The 17,609-nt window shown below is 34.5% G+C and carries 17 protein-coding genes; 6 read left to right on the top strand and 11 right to left on the bottom strand.

From position 1 onward, the window contains the following. Positions 1-25: 25 nt before the first annotated feature. Both LY01_RS11780 and LY01_RS11785 read left to right on the top strand, forming a co-directional pair. Positions 26-877, top strand: coding sequence for a glycosyltransferase family 2 protein (locus LY01_RS11780; protein WP_146080427.1), 852 nt, complete (start codon positions 26-28; stop codon positions 875-877). 12 nt (positions 878-889) lie between these two features. Then, the gene (locus tag LY01_RS11785) at positions 890-1,291 is read left to right on the top strand and encodes a sugar 3,4-ketoisomerase (protein ID WP_104516060.1); all 402 of its coding nucleotides are present in this window, start codon (positions 890-892) and stop codon (positions 1,289-1,291) included. Here the strand turns inward: LY01_RS11785 and LY01_RS11790 are convergent. From LY01_RS11790 to LY01_RS11800, 3 genes are read right to left on the bottom strand one after another with little or no spacing between them, the layout of a single operon-like run. Beyond that, positions 1,268-2,203, bottom strand: a complete 936-nt coding sequence (locus LY01_RS11790) for a glycosyltransferase family 2 protein (protein WP_170034621.1) — start codon at positions 2,201-2,203, stop codon at positions 1,268-1,270. The genes LY01_RS11785 and LY01_RS11790 overlap by 24 nt on opposite strands. After that, positions 2,203-2,949, bottom strand: coding sequence for a glycosyltransferase family 2 protein (locus LY01_RS11795; RefSeq protein WP_104516062.1), 747 nt, complete (start codon positions 2,947-2,949; stop codon positions 2,203-2,205). Before LY01_RS11795 ends, LY01_RS11790 begins: the two co-directional genes overlap by 1 nt. 14 nt (positions 2,950-2,963) lie before the next feature. Then, entirely contained in the window at positions 2,964-3,647 is a 684-nt protein-coding gene (locus tag LY01_RS11800; protein ID WP_104516063.1) for a cell division ATP-binding protein FtsE, read from the bottom strand. 125 nt (positions 3,648-3,772) lie between these two features. Between LY01_RS11800 and LY01_RS11805 the strand changes: the two genes are divergently transcribed. The 4 genes from LY01_RS11805 (at position 3,773) to LY01_RS11820 (ending at position 11,618) form a co-directional block, all read left to right on the top strand. After that, on the top strand, positions 3,773-6,796 hold the full coding sequence (locus tag LY01_RS11805) for a tetratricopeptide repeat protein (protein WP_104516064.1): 3,024 nt from the start codon (positions 3,773-3,775) through the stop codon (positions 6,794-6,796). A 6-nt stretch (positions 6,797-6,802) separates the two neighbouring features. Then, on the top strand, positions 6,803-8,530 hold the full coding sequence (locus LY01_RS11810; RefSeq protein WP_104516065.1) for a porin family protein: 1,728 nt from the start codon (positions 6,803-6,805) through the stop codon (positions 8,528-8,530). A 186-nt stretch (positions 8,531-8,716) separates the two neighbouring features. Next, positions 8,717-10,357, top strand: a complete 1,641-nt coding sequence (locus LY01_RS11815; protein WP_104516066.1) for an amidohydrolase — start codon at positions 8,717-8,719, stop codon at positions 10,355-10,357. 31 nt (positions 10,358-10,388) lie between these two features. Next, entirely contained in the window at positions 10,389-11,618 is a 1,230-nt protein-coding gene (locus LY01_RS11820) for a WG repeat-containing protein (RefSeq protein ID WP_104516067.1), read from the top strand. A 22-nt stretch (positions 11,619-11,640) separates the two neighbouring features. Here the strand turns inward: LY01_RS11820 and LY01_RS11825 are convergent, their stop codons facing one another. The 8 genes from LY01_RS11825 to LY01_RS11860 form a co-directional block, all read right to left on the bottom strand. Beyond that, complete coding sequence (locus tag LY01_RS11825) at positions 11,641-12,057, bottom strand: YkvA family protein (RefSeq protein WP_104516068.1); 417 nt, start codon at positions 12,055-12,057, stop codon at positions 11,641-11,643. Then, positions 12,054-12,470, bottom strand: a complete 417-nt coding sequence (locus LY01_RS11830) for a VOC family protein (RefSeq protein WP_104516069.1) — start codon at positions 12,468-12,470, stop codon at positions 12,054-12,056. Before LY01_RS11830 ends, LY01_RS11825 begins: the two co-directional genes overlap by 4 nt. Beyond that, the gene (locus LY01_RS11835; protein ID WP_104516070.1) at positions 12,467-12,676 is read right to left on the bottom strand and encodes a hypothetical protein; all 210 of its coding nucleotides are present in this window, start codon (positions 12,674-12,676) and stop codon (positions 12,467-12,469) included. Before LY01_RS11835 ends, LY01_RS11830 begins: the two co-directional genes overlap by 4 nt. Before the next feature lie 64 nt (positions 12,677-12,740). Further along, a complete protein-coding gene (locus tag LY01_RS11840; protein WP_104516071.1) occupies positions 12,741-13,283 on the bottom strand; it encodes a ClpP family protease in 543 nt (180 codons plus the stop codon). Between the two features lie 62 nt (positions 13,284-13,345). Continuing rightward, on the bottom strand, positions 13,346-14,368 hold the full coding sequence (locus tag LY01_RS11845; protein ID WP_104516072.1) for an AI-2E family transporter: 1,023 nt from the start codon (positions 14,366-14,368) through the stop codon (positions 13,346-13,348). Positions 14,369-14,516: 148 nt separating this feature from the next. Further along, entirely contained in the window at positions 14,517-15,359 is an 843-nt protein-coding gene (locus LY01_RS11850) for an alpha/beta fold hydrolase (RefSeq protein WP_245890713.1), read from the bottom strand. Between the two features lie 11 nt (positions 15,360-15,370). Further along, on the bottom strand, positions 15,371-15,919 hold the full coding sequence (locus tag LY01_RS11855; RefSeq protein ID WP_104516073.1) for a hypothetical protein: 549 nt from the start codon (positions 15,917-15,919) through the stop codon (positions 15,371-15,373). 97 nt (positions 15,920-16,016) lie between these two features. Next, the gene (locus tag LY01_RS11860; protein ID WP_104516074.1) at positions 16,017-17,534 is read right to left on the bottom strand and encodes a helicase HerA-like domain-containing protein; all 1,518 of its coding nucleotides are present in this window, start codon (positions 17,532-17,534) and stop codon (positions 16,017-16,019) included. Positions 17,535-17,609: the final 75 nt, after the last annotated feature.

Raw genomic sequence — 17,609 nt, forward strand, 5'->3', positions numbered from 1 at the left:
GTATATTTGAGGTAAAGATAAGCACTTGAGCAATTACACATCAGATGACCTAGAAATTTGTATCGCTACTATGAATAGGAGTGATTTATCATTTCTGGAATTGATGTTTCAGTGCTCTTTATCAGAAATTAAACATCAGATTATTATTGTAAATCAGTCTAAGACGGCTGTGTTAAAATCTGAATATTCTAACATCCGTATTTTTAATGATTGTGAGTTTGGGCTTTCTAGAAGTAGAAATCTTGCTTTAAGGAATTGTAACGGTGCGTTTGCATGGATTTTAGATGACGATGTGCAGGTATTGCAGGAATCAATAAGTGTGATAGTTGATAAATTGAATGCTTACAAAAATTCTAGTCTGTTAGTTTTTAAGATATTAACTCCTAAAGGAGCGGATAAAAGAGTGTACTCTAAAAAAGATAAATTAGCGACTACTAAAAAAGAGTTGTTTCATATTCATTCTATTGAAATGATTTTCAATACAGCTATTTGGAGAGATAAGAATTTTAGATTTGATACTAGATTTGGCTTAGGGTCACAATTTAAGATGGGAGAGGAGTATGTACTTAGTCAAGAAATTATATCCCAAAAATGTGCTATTATGCTTGTTCCAGAGGCTGTGGTTGTTCATGCTGAGATAAGTACAGCAAATGATCCATCATCTAATGAAGTTATCTATGCTCGTGGGGCTATTGCAGCACATGAAAATTTAAAGATCGTAGGTTTAATACAGCTCAAGTACATATTCTTCTTATTTAGAAAAGGTTATATAAAACAGTTTAGTGATTTACGTGATAGTTATAGACTTTTTAAAAAAGGTGTAAATGATTATATTAACAGTCTTGAAAGATATTCCAAGAATGATGTGAAACAATAGTATATTTGATTTATGGATTATAAGATTATAGACATTCCTAAAATTACAGACCCTCGTGGTAATCTCGCAGTGCTAGAAAAAGATACGATTCCTTATAAAATAGAACGTGTTTATTATTTGTACGACGTGCCTAGTGATTCCCATCGCGGTGGTCATGCACATAAAGAATGTCTAGAATTATTAATCGCTGTATCTGGTAGTTTTACGGTAGAATTAGATAACGGTAAAGTAAAAGAAACAATAACTTTAAATAAACCAGATAAAGGTTTATTAATATCTACCATGGTATGGCGTGAGCTTGCCGACTTCTCTAGTGGTGCGATGTGCTTGGTTCTTGCTTCTCATGAATTTGAAGAGTCCGATTACATAAGAGATAAAGAAGATTTCTATCTAGCGACCGGTTCTAATTCTTAATCCAGAATTAGATAGTCTGTGATGTATTCTCTTTAATAATTTTAATTGCCAGCTACTTAACTTGAGTAACTTTTGTTGTTTTGCTGTTAAGTTAGAAAATTCCATTTTACTAACTAATTGTTGAGCTTCTACTTTTTGATTTGCTATAATCAATTCTATGGCAAGTGCATATCTATTGATGTCTAGAAATTTCTTTAAGCCTTTATGTTGGGATGTGAACTTTTCATAGATATCAAAATCAGTATAAGTTCTGGTTTCTAAATTTATGAGATGAGATCTGTTTACTGCTGTTTCATCTTTTATGACAGTAACTGTAGGGTTAAATGCGATCTTTTCGTGTAAAGCTAGTTGTACATAAAAATCGATATCTTCAGAATGTGTTATCTCTTCATTATAAAGTGAGGTAATGCTAGTTTTAAACCCAAAACTGGAAGAGAACAATATAGAATTAAGATAGTTGTAGATAAAGAAATCATCTAGTTCTCTAGAAGTATCAGTTTCTAAATTAGAGAATAGAGTTGCTTCAAATGTAGTAGCGCTTTTCCTTATTTTATAGTTGTTAGCAAACACCGTAGCGTTAGGAAACTTTAAAATGTTTTTAGTTAGTTCTTCTACATGGTTCGTTTCCCAATAATCGTCTGCATCTAGAAATAGGATGCAATCGTAATTGTTAGATTTTGCATAAGAGATGCCTTTGTTTCTAGCGTTGCTTACTCCTTGATTATCTTGTGATATGATCATGACAGCATCACTCTCAAACTCGCTTGCAATGGATAAACTATCGTCTGTAGAGCCATCGTTGATTATTAATAAATCAGTCACAACGGTTTGTGATAGAACAGATGTAATAGCTCTTTCTATAGCAGCTTCTTTATTGTAAAGCGGTATAATAGTTAAGAATCTATGGTCCATCATCTACTTATTCTTGAGTAAACTCCCTTAATAATTAAGAGAAGCGTTTTTAAAACAGAATTTCTATTCCTAGCATTTTTGTAATACAGTTTAAAAATATGTTTTCTAAAAGTATGATCTTTTTTAACAGCGCTGTATCCGCCATCGCTAAAATAGGCGATATCTCTATCGATGAATCTATGTTTTATGGTTTTATGAAAGAACCATTCCATATTGTGTGCCCAGTCTGCATGTACATGGTAGGATAAGTCATAGAAGCCAACAAGGTCAAAAACGTTTCTTTTAAAGAAAATAGCTTGGTGCGATATATTTTTATAAAAAATAGCTGCGTCGGTAAATTTACCAGCATAATGATTACCAAGTTTAGGGCTGTTTACATTTCCATAAATAACATCTGTAGGATGGAGTAGTGCGTATTCTTTTATATCACTAAGTACGTTTTTATCTAGAAGGTAATCGTCAGCTCCTAAAAAGTATAAAAAACGACCTTGAGACATTTTTACACCTTTATTCATAGCGTCATAAATACCGCGATCCTTTTCAGAAATAGAACGCAATACAACAGTGTCGTCTCTGTATGATTCTATCAGCTGTAACGTGTTGTCAGTAGAACCACCATCTACTATTATAATTTCGTAGTCTTGTGAGGACTGTATTTTAATGCTGTTAATGGCATTATCGAGAACCTTTTCTACATTAAAAGTAGGTATGATGATACTGAAGAAAGGTTTCTTTTTTTCTGACATGGAAAATAGCTGGGTTATACCGCTTTTTGGACTACTTCAAAAATTTCTCCATCATCACATTTAAGTGTTTTAGATGGGTATTTAAGAATTAAGGCATAATCATGAGTTGCCATGAGAATGGTATTACCATTCTTATTAATTTGTTGAAGAACTTCCATGATTTCCACACTGGTTTGTGGGTCTAGATTTCCGGTAGGTTCGTCTGCAATGATAAGTTCTGGCTCGTTAAGTAATGCTCTAGCTATCGCAATGCGTTGTTGCTCACCTCCAGAAAGTTCGTGCGGATATTTAAAACCTTTAGTCTTCATGCCTACTTTATCTAGTACTACCTCGATACGTGTAGACATTTCTTTTTTACCTTTCCAGCCTGTTGCTTTAAGGACAAATTTTAAATTGTCGTTGATCGTACGGTCAGTTAATAGCTTAAAGTCTTGAAAAACCACTCCTAGTTTACGTCGCAGGTGAGGAATTTCTTTTTCGCGCAAGCGAGATAAATCATAGTCTACTATAGTTCCTTCTCCTTTTTTAAGCGGTATATCGCCATAAAGGGTTTTCATTAAAGAACTTTTACCGCTACCGGTCTTACCTATAAGGTATACAAATTCTCCTTTTCCTATTTCCAGATTCACATTTTTTAGAATGAGGTTATCTTTCTGGAAGACATCTACTTTGCTTAATGATAAAACGTGATCTGACATGGATAAAAATATTTGATGTAAAGTTAATCAAGATGTGGATAAGATTATGAATAATTAATGAGGTTTTAAGACGTTCTAGCTTAGGAAATCATAATTTTACTCTAACAATTAGAATCCTTCTTATTATGAGAAAACTAACAATGGCGCTGTTGTTTATAATCAGTATCACTGGTATAACTAACGCACAACAGTCCAAAATATTTACCGACGACCTGGCTATTTACAATCAGGCGATAGATCTTTATCAAGAAGACCAGTATCTGGCCTCGCAAAGACTGTTTGAAAAAGTGCTCGACGCCTCTAGTGATGAGGTGATTAAAGGGAATGCTTCTTATTACATCGCAAATTGTGCTGTACGTTTAAACCAGCGTAATGCAGACGCGCTAGTAGAAAATTTTGTAGAAGAATATCCTACATCTACAAAGAAAAACTCTGCTGTTATTGATGTGGCAAATTACTATTTTGATAATGGTGATTATAGAAAAGCCGCAATATGGTATCAAAAAGTAGATAAGAGCACGCTTTCGCGAAAGCAAGCTAACCGTTATTACTTTAATACAGGTTATACTCTTGTGCAGTCTAAAAAGTATGATGAGGCAAAACCTTTTTTAAACCGCGTAAGTGATGATCCTGAATACGGCAGTAAAGCAAAATATTATCTAGGTTACATAGCTTATGAAGGTGATGAATTGCAAGAAGCTAGCGATCTTTTTGATGAAGTAGGAGAATCTCCAGAGACAGATGAGAAACTTTCTTATTATCAAGCAGACCTAAATTACAAATTAGGAAACTTTGATAAAGCAATAGAGCTAGCAAAAAAACAATTGGCTAAATCTAACCGCAAAGAACAATCAGAATTAAACCGTATTATAGGACAGTCTCTTTTTAACAAAGAAAATTATACAGAGGCTTTACCTTATCTAGAAAAGTATCAAGGTGTACGTGGTAAGTGGAATAATAATGATTATTATCAGCTAGGTTATGCTTATTACAAGCAGGGTAACTTTGAAAAAGCGGTAGAGACTTTTAATAAAATTATAGACGGTGAAAATGCTACTGCTCAAAATGCCTATTACCATTTGGGTCAAAGTTATATTAAACTAGACCGTAATGAAGATGCTCTTAATGCTTTTAAGAAAGCCAGTGAGATGGATCTAGATGCTCAAATAGCGCAAGATGCTTCTTATAACTATGCAAAGCTTAGTTATGAAAATGGGAATCCATACGATAGTGTGCCAGCGGTTATTCTTGCTTATTTAGAAAAATACCCTGCAACAGATAAGAACGAAGAGATGAATGAATTTCTAATAGACTCTTATTTTACTTCAAAGAATTATAAAGAGGCAATTAACTTATTAGAAGATGGCAGAATAAAAGGGAACGAAGCAGTTTATGGTAAAGTAGCTTTATACTACGGTCTTAATTTATTTACAGCTGGAGAATATCAAGATGCCTTAGGTAATTTGAATAAAGCAATAGATAACATTACAGATCCTGAACTTAAGAAAAAAGCAACTTTCTGGAAGGCAGAAAGTATGTACCAGCTCAATGATTTTACAGGTGCTTATTCTAATTTTAAAGCAGCAAATAAAATGAGTACTGCCATAGAAGAAGACGATTTATATAATTATGATATGGGTTATACAGAGTTTAAATTGAAAAAGTATGACGCAGCAATTTCTTCTTTTACCGCTTATACAAATCAGTCGGACGCAAGCAACGATCGCATTAGGTTAAACGATGCTTACTTAAGAATAGGGGATGCAAATTTTGTGACTAAAAAATACTGGCCAGGAATGGAAGCTTATAATAAAGCTATCGAGATGAATGGTTTTAATTCTGACTATGCAGCATTTCAAAAGGCTATTTCTTATGGATTTGTACAGAAAAATGACCGTAAGATAGAAGACCTAGAAGGTTTTGTTACCAGATTTAAATCTTCAAAATATAGAGATGACGTGATGTATGAATTAGGTAATACTTATATCAATACCAACCAGGTTTCTAAAGGTATTAGTACCTATGATAAGTTAATTGCAGAATATCCTAATAGTAGTTACACTTCTCAGGCAATGATGCGTAAAGGATTACAGTTATATAATGATGGTAATCTAGATGCGTCTTTAACGGTGTTTAAACAAGTAGCAAATAAATATTCAGGTACTCCACAAGCTGTGCAAGCTATAAGTAGTGCGAGACAGGTGTATATAGATCAAGGTCGTACTAACGATTATGCCGTATGGGTAAGAGGTCTAGATGGAGTTGAGGTTACAGATAATGAGCTAGACGACACGGCTTATGAAAGTGCAGAGCAGCCATTTATTCAAGGTGATATGAAAGGAACTGCAAGAGAAATGGATAAATATTTAAAGCAATTTCCTAATGGTAAACATGCTTTAAAAGCACACTTCTACCTTGCACAATCCTTATTCTCACAAAACAAGAAGTCAGAAAGTATTTCTCATTATGAGTTTGTAACTGCCAAAGAAAGAAGTGAGTTTACAGAACAAGCACTGGCTAGGTTAAGTGAAATTCATTTAGGGACTAAGGATTATGTAAAAGCTATTCCTGTTATGAAACAGTTAGAACAACTGGCAGATTTCCCTCAGAACATCATTTATGCACAATCTAACTTAATGAAGGCTTATTATGAGACAGAGAAGTATGCTGAAGCTGTTACTTATGCAAACAAAGTATTAAGTGATTCTAGTATCGAGAATAATGTAAAGTCTGATGCCGAAATTATTATCGCACGTTCTTCATGGAAACAAGGTGATGAAGCCGCTGCAAAAGCAGGTTATGAAAAAGTAAGAGAGACAGCAACTGGTAGTCTTGCTGCAGAGGCTACTTATTATAAAGCCTACTTTGAGAATAAAGAAGGAAATCACGATGCAACTATTGCTACAGTAAATGGTTTAAGTAAGAACTATGGTGGTTATAAGTTGTGGAGTGCAAAAGGTCTTGTGGTTATGGCAAAAAGTTATGCTGCCTTAAATCAAACTCTTAATGCAACTACTATTCTTGACGCTGTGATTTCAAATTTCACACAATATCCAGGAGTAGTAGCAACTGCACAAAGCGAGCTGAATAAGATTAAAAATGAAGCTGCAAAAACAAATTCATCTGTCGTACCGACAAGTCAAAACTAGCAAACAATGAATTTCAATATAAAATATATATCACTAGCAATAGTTGCGTTAACTGCAACTATGGCTACTGCACAAACTACAGAAGAAGAGGAAGATCGATTAAACGGTGGTACGATTACGGTGGTAAAAGCCTATGATCCTACCATAAGCGATGCTTTTAAGGTAAAAAGCAATCCTAGCTTTAACGACACTACAAAAGTGAAGAAAAAGTCAGTGACGTACAGCATCTTTTCTGTTCCTGTTGCGAGTACGTTTACACCTGCCAAATCTCCTTTAGGAAAGCTAAAGAAAGCTCAGAGACCTAAGTACTATCAAAACTACGCTAGATTAGGACTCGGTAATTATATCAATGTACTAGGTGAATTTGCTGCCAACTTTGAGTTAGATAGAGATAGTGATCTAGGAGTTTTCTTTAATCACAACTCTTCTCAAGGAGGTATAGACGAAGCCATTGCAGACGATTCTTACTCGGACACCTCATTAGATGTTTCTTATGGAAAACGTACCAGAGATATGAATTGGGGAATCACAGCAGGTGCTAGATATCAAACAGCAAACTGGTATGGAGATTATGAAAACGGACTTAACCTATTGACAGAAGATACAGACGTTGCTTTTAACTACTTATCTTATGCTTTAGGCGGTAAAGCAACTTTCTTTGACGGTGTTTTTAAAGGTGTAGATGTAAACTTTACTGGTACCACATCGAGCAATGACGGTAGTGAGATACGCTTTAATGCACAACCTCAATTAGGTTTTGATATTTTGGATACAGAGGTTGCACTAGGAGTAGAGCTAGATTACTTGAGCGGTAGTTTTGATACACAAGGTTTAATTCCAGCGGCAGACGAGTACACGTACTTAAAAGCAGGGTTAAATCCATCGATCAACCTTTATGGAGATAATTATAAAGTAAAATTAGGTGCGACGGTTAACTACCTTAACAATAGCGAGGCATCAGAAAGTGATGTGTACGTTTATCCAGATGTGGTAGCGAGTTATATCGTAGTAGAAGAAAAATTCATTCCATATGTTACCTTAGGTGGTGGTCTAGATATGAATTCATTACAGCAATTTGCCGCAGAAAATGTTTTTCTAGCACCAGCTATAGACGTGATACCTACTAGCAGATTGTTAGATGCTCAATTAGGTTTTAAAGGTAAAATATCTGAAAACTTTGGGTACAAAGTATTCGGTGGTTATAAAATAGAAGAGAGCAAGTCTTTTTATAATAAAGGAGTAGGAGCAACCACAACTACAGGTCTAGAAGCTTATGAATATGGAAACGTGTTCTACACACAATATGCAGATTTAAATACAACACTTTATGGAGCAACATTAAGCTATGATGTGAATACCGCATTTAACCTTAGTTTAAATGCGACCGGTTTTAGTTATGACGTTTCAGAAGGAGATGCTTTTAATAACGTAGCTTCTCATTTACCAGAATTCACTGCAGACCTTGTGGGGAATTATGAGATCAATGAAAAATGGAATGTAGGAGCAACACTTTACTTCGTTGGTGAGAGAGATGCCTTCAGAAATGGAGTAGGAGCAGAGACTCTTGATTCTTTTGTAGATCTTAATCTAGACGTTAATTATAAAATAAATCCTAAATTAACTGCCTTTTTAAGAGGTCAGAATCTTACAGGTGGTAACTATGAATATTACTTAGATTACCCAGTTCAGAACCTACAGATTATGGGTGGAGCAGTTTATAAATTTGATTTTTAAAATTGTTTTAATTCCGCTTTCGCGAAAGCGGAACAATTAAATAGCTAGTAAACTCATTCAAATACAGAACTCACTCAATTAACTTTTGAGTGAGTTTTTTTTATGTTTAAAAACTATAATTGTCAGCATGTATACAAGCTGCAGTAATTAATTGTTTTAAAAGTTTCTGTGACTTATTTTCACATCATGAAAAAAATTCTCTCCTTACTAGCGCTTGTGTTGATTATTTCTTGTCAAGAGAAAGAACAAAACACAGCAGACCTCATTATTGAAAATGCTCAAATTTATACTGTAAATAAGGACTTCTCCACGGCAACTGCTATGGCAGTAAAAGATGGTAAAGTTGTTTTTGTAGGTAGCAAGGAAGCTTTAAAAGCTCAAAACTTAAAGGCTGCTAAAACTATAGATGCTTCTGGTAAGTTTATTTATCCTGGTTTAATAGATGCTCACTGTCATTTTTATGGTTTAGGACAGCAATTACAGCGTGTAGATCTAGTCGGTACGTCTAGCTATGATGAGGTGGTACAAGAGGTTGTAAATTTTCAAGAGAAGAATAGCAAAAGCTTTATTATAGGACGCGGTTGGGATCAAAATGATTGGTATGTAAAAGAATTTCCTACTAATGAAAAGCTTAATGAATTATTTCCAGACATTCCTGTTGCTTTAACAAGAATAGATGGTCATGCGATGATTGCAAATGATGCCGCTTTGAAATTAGCTGGTATTACTGTGGATACAGATCCATTCGGTGGAGCTATTGAAATTAAAGAAGGAAAGTTGACTGGAATTTTAGTGGACAATCCTATGGAACTTGTAGAAGCGGTTTTCCCTGCAGAAACTACTGAAGAGTCTATTAAATCTTTAATGGATGCTCAGGAGATCAACTTCGGTTATGGAATTACTACGGTGGATGACGCTGGTTTAATGCGTTCTACCATAGAACTTATCGATAGTCTACAACAAGATGGAACTTTAAAAATGAAGATCTATGCGATGATTTCTAACACACCAGAAAACTTAGATTATTATTTAAATAAAGGAGTGGTAAAAACAAATCACCTAAATGTAAGATCGGTAAAGTTCTATGCAGACGGCGCTCTAGGTAGTCGCGGTGCTGCAATGAAAGAATCCTATTCAGATAAACACGATCATTATGGTGCGTTATTAAGCAGTGTAAAAGATTTCAGAGGTATTGCAGAGCGTATCGCAGCTACTGACTACCAGATGAATACCCATGCGATAGGTGATAGTGCTAATTATGTGGTTTTAAAAAACTATAAGGAATTACTTAGTGATAAAAAAGACAGAAGATGGAGAGTAGAACACGCTCAAATCGTTGATCCAGTAGATTTTGAGTTTTTTGATACAGAAAATATTCTTCCGTCGGTGCAGCCTACTCATGCTACTAGCGATATGTATTGGGCGCAAGATAGAGTAGGAGAAGAGCGCATTCAAGGAGCTTATGCTTATAAGAAGCTTTTGGGTATGTCTAATATGCTAGCTCTAGGTACTGATTACCCTGTGGAGCAGGTAAATCCGTTTTTGACCTTTTATGCCGCAGTTGCAAGAAAAGACACTAGCGGTTTTCCAGAAAATGGTTTCCGTGCAGACCAGGCTCTTTCAAGAGAAGAAGCTTTAAGAGGTATGACTATCTGGGCAGCTTATTCTAATTTTGAAGAAAATGAAAAAGGAAGTCTAGAAATAGGAAAAGCAGCCGACTTTATTATGTTAGATAAAGATTTAATGGAAGTTGCTATAGAACAAGTTCCTAATTTGAAAGTTAGTGCTACTTACAGTAATGGGGAATTGGTTTACTCTTCTAAGTAAAAAGTATTAATAGATTCTTAGATGTAAACTAATGACTAATTCTCTAATAATTTTCCTGTTCTGTTTTAGCGGTATAAGTTGTTTATCACAAGATCTGAAGTCTTTTCAAGAGCAAGGTGTATATGGCTACAAATTAGGGGATAGTGTGGTTATAACTCCTCAATATAATTATGCCAAAGATTTTTATAAGGGTAATGGTGTTGTCTGTTTAAATAAAAAAGTAGGTGTAATTGATAGGAAAAATAATATTGTGCTACCTATTAAATATTATAAGGTTTACATCCTGAATGATTCGCTTTACAAAGTCAGAAATGAAGGCGAATATTATTGGGATGATATTTATGGTGTAGTAGGTAAAAATGACAGATTGATTTTGCCTCTACATTTTAAAAGTATAAATCTTTTAAAAGATAAACTTTTAGTTAGTAAAAGGAAGTTTGGAAAAATAAATAAAGGACGTTACAGTGTTTCCTATAATTCCACACAAGTACATGGTATTTATGATTTGAGTGGCGATGTAATTTTGGAGCCAGAATTCAGTTCTTTTAAAAAGCTAGGACAAGATACTCTTTTAGTTGGCAAAGACAGCCACTACGCATTAGTAAAGACAGATGGAAGTTTTATAACTGATTTAAAATATACCGCATTTGGGGAATATTATTTTAACAAAGCAAAAATTCGTGTTGATAATTTATACGGCTTCATAGATAAAAAAGGATTCGAAGTAATCAAACCTCAGTTTAAACTGATCAGTCCGTTTTACATTAAGCAATTTACTGTCTTTTGGAAAGAGAATGGCAAAGTTGGTTTCCTAAATAGTAAAGGAGAAATTATTTTTGAATCCGATGATATTGGTTTAATGTATCCCCATTTGAATGTTGCAGCTACAATAAAAAATAAAAAGTGGGGATTAATTGATTTACAAGGCAAGGTTTTAATTCCTTTTGAACACACTACCTTTATAAGAGAATTCGAGGGAATTATAGGATTTAAAAAGGATAGTAAATGGGCGGTTTTTGATTCTGCTGGGAAGCAATTAACAGATTATAGATTTGATTCCTTGTCAGTCTTTCAAAATGAAGAGTCGCCAGATCATTCATTTTATAAACTCAAAAGCAGTATATATCCTCAATCACTTGGTTTCGTAAAAGAGTCTAATCAATATGGAGTAATTGATTCCAATGGAAAATTTGTGATTCCATTAAATGATTCAAAACAGATCGTTTTTAAATTATTAGATGAAATAAAAATTAAAGAATAAATTCTTTAGAATTGACAGTGTTCTAATCCTCTAAATAAGCCTTCTCCTTCAACTTCCAGTCTAGATATCTATGTAAGTCGGTCTCGATCCATCCGGTTACAAAGGAGAGGACTGTTAGGTCATCTATAAATCCTAATCCTGGAATAAAATCTGGGATAAGGTCTATGGGGCTAAAAACATATAATAATCCTGTAGTAATGGCAGCAATGGTAAACCATGGGATGTTCGTATAAATGCCTTTACGATAATCTTTAATCATCATAAACATGATCTTACCTAGCTTGGCATATTTTTTTAAAAAGCCAGAATTTGCAATAGTAGAAGTAATACTTTCTTCTTTTTCTATCGCGTCATCCACATCTGCGACAGTAGTTTGTTCTACCGTTTCTAGTGTGTAATCTTCGTCAGGTAAATTTATTTTTTTTCTGAATAGTCTCATGATGCAAATATTTGATCAAAGTCCTTAAAAGACTTAAATTCTAATGAATTTCCGCTTGGGTCTTGAAAGAACATAGTGGCTTGCTCGCCTGGCAGTCCTTCAAATCTTATATACGGCTCGATTATAAATTTGATTCCTTTTTCTTTTACCGCTTTCGCGAAAGCGTGAAAAATATCCCATTCTAGAACGACACCAAAATGTGGAACAGGAACGGCCTTGCCATCTACGGCATTAATGGCTGCTTTTTGAGCCTCTTCTGTCACATGTATAACTAGTTGATGGCCGAAGAAATCAAAGTCTACCCAATGGTCAGAACTGCGTCCTTCTTTACAGCCTAATGTATCGCGATAAAACGCACGTGTAGTGGTGATTTCTTTGACAGGAATAGCTAGGTGAAAAGGAGTTAGTTTCATTTAGTTAATTTTTTATGGATGTAATAATAAAGCCAGGCGATGGGAATGTTACCTACTACAACTGGCAGTAAGGTGTATGAAAAAGAAGTGACAAATGATTTTAAGTATTCTTCTGAACCTATAGTAAGTATCGCATAAATACCGAACAAGATTAAAAAGATAAATGAAATTGTTCTAAAGTAAGCGTTTAAGTAATCTCTAACCATTTTTATGAAATTAAAAAGCCAGCTTAAAGATAAGCTGGCTTTTTGAATAAATGTGTTATGTTATTTATAAAATACCATCCACGATTCCGTATGCTAAAGCTTCATCAGCACCTAGCCAGTAATCACGGTTAAAATCTTTCATCACTTTTTCAAAAGTCTGTCCACAGTTGTCTGCAAGAATTTGAGCACTTAATTCTTTGGTTTTAAGAATCTCGTTTGCAGTGATTTCAATGTCTGCACTGGTACCACGAGCACCACCACTAGGCTGGTGTATCATTACACGACCGTGTTTTTGTATCATGCGACGTCCTTTAGTACCGCCAGAAAGAAGTAAAGAGCCCATAGATGCAGCAAGACCACTACATACAGTGCTTACTGGGCTTTTAATTTCTTGCATCGTGTCATAAATAGAAAAACCAGCAGTTACATAACCACCTGGACTATTAATTACAAAAGTGATTTCTTCATTACTTAAAGAATCTAGGTACAATAATCTGTCTACACAATGTCTAGCTGTTTTATCATCTACCATTCCCCAAATGAACAATTTGCGTTGTTCAATGTAAGTTTCGTCTATTTTATCTTGAAGTTTAAATGCTTTGCTCATTCAATTTTAATTTGGGTTAAAAATACGGAATCTTAAAAAATAAATCTACTCAATTAACAAGACTATATCTTCTTACCTTGTTTGCCATATTCATTTTTGTAAATTTTTACGAGTAGTAAAAATAAACTTACTAATAAAGGTCCAAAGATAAGCCCTATAAAACCGAATAGAGGTACACCGACTACTACACCTATAAGTGTAACTAGTGGATGTACGTCGGCTAGGCGTTTTTGCACTACCAGTCTAAATAAATTATCAGTAGAACCTACAACCACGGCGCCATAAATCAGTATTCCTATAGCAGCAGTGGTATCTCCTTGTGAGAATAATAAAATACACACCGGTAATATTCCTAAAGCTGTTCCTACAAATGGAATCATACTACCTATTATGGTGATTACAAACCAAAAGAATGGGTTATCCACGCCGAATATGAAGTAACCTACCAAAGCAACAACACCTTGAAGTAATGCCACTAGTGGGATGCCTATGGCGTTTGATTTTACTAAGTCTATACTTTCCTTACCTATATTTTTTGTGTTTTCTTCTTTGAGTGGTAAATAAACTAATGCAGTTGCTAGCCATTTTTTGCGCTCTGTTAACATGAAGTATAATAAAAAGAACATAATCCCTACAGATATGGTTACGGTAAGGCTAGAGTTTGCGAGATCTTGGATGTTTTGGGATATCCATGTACTTACTTCACTAGAATTTATGTTTTCAGAAATATTCATTCCTACTAGTTCTTCAGCTTTGGAAATCTCTGATTTTATAGCGTCGGTTATAGCTGTACTGTTCTGGATAGCTGTCTTTACTTTAGAAGTAAGCATCAATCCTATTCCTGCAATAGGTAATAGAATAATCACAAATGATAAGAACATAAGGAGCGTTGCGGCTAGTGCAGGTTTCCATTTTCTTTTTTCAAGCTTCTCTTGAAGTGGTGCGAGTAAAATAAATAAAGTAACAGCACCTAAAACGCCTCCTAAATAAGGAAGTAGTTCCATGCCTATCAAGAATAGAATACCTATTATGATTAATAGGATGAATAGCTGGCGTATCTTAGTAGTAGGAATCTGATCAGTCATAAGGGTCAGTTATTTCTTAATGAAATTGTTAGCTCTTCTTTACTCTTTTGAAATTTTATCTATGTGTAATAAATGCGGTTAATTTATTTTAATGAATTTATAATTAATTTGCTTAGTAATCAATCACTATAGGTTAATATAAATGTAATTAAGGTCTCGCCAGAAACTTTAGAACCTCTTCTATCACTTCTGGAGTGTACAAACTATGACCACCGGTTTGAGATGTATAAGTGCTGGAATTAGGCATTTTTGCAGCTATTTCATCCATTGCAGCATAGGGTACAATCACATCCTGCGGATTATGGACAATTAGGGAAGGGATTTGAATTTTCTCTGCAAAATCTGCAGCTACAAAATCTTCTATTAGAAAGCCAAAAGTGTTTTTAAGTAAGTTGTTTAAACTACCATAAACAGAGTTATTGAAGCTAGTTATGTTTTGATAATCGCGCATAATAACTTCTAGTTTATTAGGGCTACCTAATAAAACTAATTTCTCTATAAAATTATGTGGATGATTTGATTCTTGATATATAGTAGCCATGGCGCCTACACTATGAGCGATTACTATTTTAGGCTCATATAAATCAATAACCGTCGTAATAACTTTTGAATATTTTACAGCGGTAAATAATTCACCGTCAGAAGCTCCGTGGGCAGGTGCGTCTATAGCGATTATGTTATAGTCTAGTTTCTGTAATGGTTCAATAAGGTATTTCCATCTGTAGGCGTTAGATTCCCAACCATGATTTAATAAGACTGTAGGACCGTTACCTTTCCAGTGATAGAGCTGAAATAAGCCATCTTCAAAGGCTATCTTTTGTGTTCTAGCCGTACTAAGAAACTCTTTTTGATGTTCTGCAATTTTACCTCTTCTAGGTATGCTGAATACTTTGAGTGCTAGACTTGCTGCCTTTTCTTTAGAGAATAGGTGAATCGTATTAAAATAAAAGCCATACAGTTTAGGTATGGCTTTTTGAAGTGTTTTTTTCATGAGTATTTAAATTACCAGGATACAAACATATAAAGTGGCTTGGTGTCTTCTGGAATCATCGTTTTTTCTATAGAAGCACTAATGTCAAATTTCACATCAGTAGGTAAATCATCTTTAGATATTGTGAAATAAAAATTTTCTTCATTTACCCATATTACAGCATCGTCGATCATGTTATCTACACTACTTATTTTGTATGCTGTACTTATCTCTTTATAAGTACTGTTTTTAGTAATACCTTTTAAAGTAGTAAAACGCTCGTCACGTATAATAATATTCTCAATAGTAGCTGTACTATCTAGCGCTTCACTAGGTGTAAGAGTTAATAAATGTGCTCCACCTTTTTCAAAGATCTCTATTTGGTTTGCGCCATTACTAAATTCATCTCCTTTGACCGCTCTTACAATACTATCGTTTGCATAAATGCTATCTAATTGAAATACTTTCATGTCTTTAGTCAGGTGACCTACACGATCTTTATTCCATTCAAATGGATCTTGATCTTTAGAGCAACTAGCTAGTACGACTATTACGGCAATTAACGCTATTACTTTTTTCATATTTTTATTTAAAGATGTAAAATTACAATTGCTAGAGAAACTACACGAGTTTTGCATTATTTATTTTACAGTTCTTATTAGTATTTTAACTCTTAAATTATTTTAACGCTTTACCTAAAATTCCCATTACTCCTCTAATAAAAGAAGCGCTGGTTAATACTTTTAGGATAGGGTTCTGTCTGGTGCTAGTTCTAGAAGTAGAAGATTTACGAGCTTTTGCTTTTTCCTTTGCCGCCTTTTCTTTGATCTCTTCTTCATTTGCCTCTTCAATTTTTTTCTGTAGAATTTCTTCAGCACTTTCTCGATCTATTTCTTCATTGTACTTATCAGTAAGTTCAGAATCTGCAATGAGATCACTTAGTTCTCTGTCAGATAGAACATCCATGCGACTTTCTGGAGCACGCAATAGGGTTGCAGCTAGAGGACTAGGTCTTCCTTTCTCATCTAGTGCGCTTATTAAAGCTTCTCCTATACCTAACGATGTGAGTATTTCGGCAGTGTTGTAATAATCTGTTTCAGGATAATTTTGTGCGGTAAGCTTTATGGCTTTTCTGTCTTTTGCAGTAAAAGCTCTTAGTGCATGCTGTATTTTAAGTCCTAGTTGACTTAATACCCCTTCAGGTATATCTGTTGGGTTTTGAGTTACAAAATAAAGACCTATTCCCTTAGAACGTATTAATTTTACAATACTCTCTATTTGACTTAGTAATGCTTTGCTTGCGTTGTCAAAAATTAAATGGGCCTCGTCTATAAATAAAATAAGCTCAGGTTTATCACTATCACCTTGTTCAGGAAAAGTAGAATATATTTCAGCCAGCAGGCTTAGCATAAACGTAGAGAAAAGCTTAGGTCTGTCTTGTATGTCGGTAAGTCTTATTACATTAACATATCCGTTACCGTCACGATCTTTTCTTACTAGATCTTTAACATCAAAACTACGCTCTCCAAAAAAACGTTGAGCACCCTGTTGTTCTAGTTCGATAAGTTTTCTAAGAATTGCACCAGTAGAAGATGTAGATATGCGGCCATACTCTTTTTGGAATTCTTCTTTACCTGCTCCAGTAGCATATTGTAATACCTTTTTTAAATCATCTAGGTCTAGTAGAGGTAACTTATTATCATCACAATACTTGAAAACTACTGATATAATACCGGCTTGCGTTTCTGTAACATCAAGAATCCTTGATAAAAGCACCGGGCCGAATTCGCTCACGGTAGCTCTCATTTTAATTCCGTCTTGTTCAGAAATAGTCATGATTTCTACAGGTGATTTTCTTTTTTTGAAATATAGACCTATTTTTTCGTGACGCTCATCTATTTTTTCATGTCCAGGACTTTCTGCAGCTATACCAGAAAGGTCCCCTTTTATATCCATCAATAGAGTAGGTACACCTTGTTGTGATAGTTGCTCGGCTATTATTTGTAACGTTTTTGTTTTCCCAGTACCTGTGGCACCAGCTATTAAACCATGACGGTTCATAGTTTTTAATGGGATTTTTACATGTGCATTTGTTAACGTCTCGCCGTCTAACATTGCAGCACCCATAATGATAGCATCGCCTTTTGGGCTGTAACCGTCAGTTATATATTTGAAAAATTCATCTTTTTGGGACATGAAAAAAGTGTTTCCTCAAAAGTAATTCAAAAATTTGGGTATAAAAAAAACAGTTCTGCAATAACGAAGAACTGT

Source organism: Nonlabens xylanidelens, assembly GCF_002934445.1.
In the GTDB taxonomy this organism is placed as follows: Bacteria; Bacteroidota; Bacteroidia; order Flavobacteriales; family Flavobacteriaceae; genus Nonlabens; species Nonlabens xylanidelens.

Excerpts from the sequence above, each read along its gene's own strand:
- LY01_RS11795 (WP_104516062.1), bottom strand. The coding sequence starts at position 2,949 with ATGTCAGAAAAAAAGAAACCTTTCTTCAGTATCATCATACCTACTTTT.
- LY01_RS11815 (WP_104516066.1), top strand. The coding sequence starts at position 8,717 with ATGAAAAAAATTCTCTCCTTACTAGCGCTTGTGTTGATTATTTCTTGT.
- LY01_RS11830 (WP_104516069.1), bottom strand. The coding sequence starts at position 12,470 with ATGAAACTAACTCCTTTTCACCTAGCTATTCCTGTCAAAGAAATCACC.
- LY01_RS11800 (WP_104516063.1), bottom strand. The coding sequence starts at position 3,647 with ATGTCAGATCACGTTTTATCATTAAGCAAAGTAGATGTCTTCCAGAAA.
- LY01_RS11825 (WP_104516068.1), bottom strand. The coding sequence starts at position 12,057 with ATGAGACTATTCAGAAAAAAAATAAATTTACCTGACGAAGATTACACA.
- LY01_RS11860 (WP_104516074.1), bottom strand. The coding sequence starts at position 17,534 with ATGTCCCAAAAAGATGAATTTTTCAAATATATAACTGACGGTTACAGC.
- LY01_RS11850 (WP_245890713.1), bottom strand. The coding sequence starts at position 15,359 with ATGAAAAAAACACTTCAAAAAGCCATACCTAAACTGTATGGCTTTTAT.
- LY01_RS11840 (WP_104516071.1), bottom strand. The coding sequence starts at position 13,283 with ATGAGCAAAGCATTTAAACTTCAAGATAAAATAGACGAAACTTACATT.
- LY01_RS11855 (WP_104516073.1), bottom strand. The coding sequence starts at position 15,919 with ATGAAAAAAGTAATAGCGTTAATTGCCGTAATAGTCGTACTAGCTAGT.
- LY01_RS11805 (WP_104516064.1), top strand. The coding sequence starts at position 3,773 with ATGAGAAAACTAACAATGGCGCTGTTGTTTATAATCAGTATCACTGGT.
- LY01_RS11790 (WP_170034621.1), bottom strand. The coding sequence starts at position 2,203 with ATGGACCATAGATTCTTAACTATTATACCGCTTTACAATAAAGAAGCT.
- LY01_RS11835 (WP_104516070.1), bottom strand. The coding sequence starts at position 12,676 with ATGGTTAGAGATTACTTAAACGCTTACTTTAGAACAATTTCATTTATC.
- LY01_RS11785 (WP_104516060.1), top strand. The coding sequence starts at position 890 with ATGGATTATAAGATTATAGACATTCCTAAAATTACAGACCCTCGTGGT.
- LY01_RS11845 (WP_104516072.1), bottom strand. The coding sequence starts at position 14,368 with ATGACTGATCAGATTCCTACTACTAAGATACGCCAGCTATTCATCCTA.
- LY01_RS11810 (WP_104516065.1), top strand. The coding sequence starts at position 6,803 with ATGAATTTCAATATAAAATATATATCACTAGCAATAGTTGCGTTAACT.
- LY01_RS11820 (WP_104516067.1), top strand. The coding sequence starts at position 10,389 with ATGACTAATTCTCTAATAATTTTCCTGTTCTGTTTTAGCGGTATAAGT.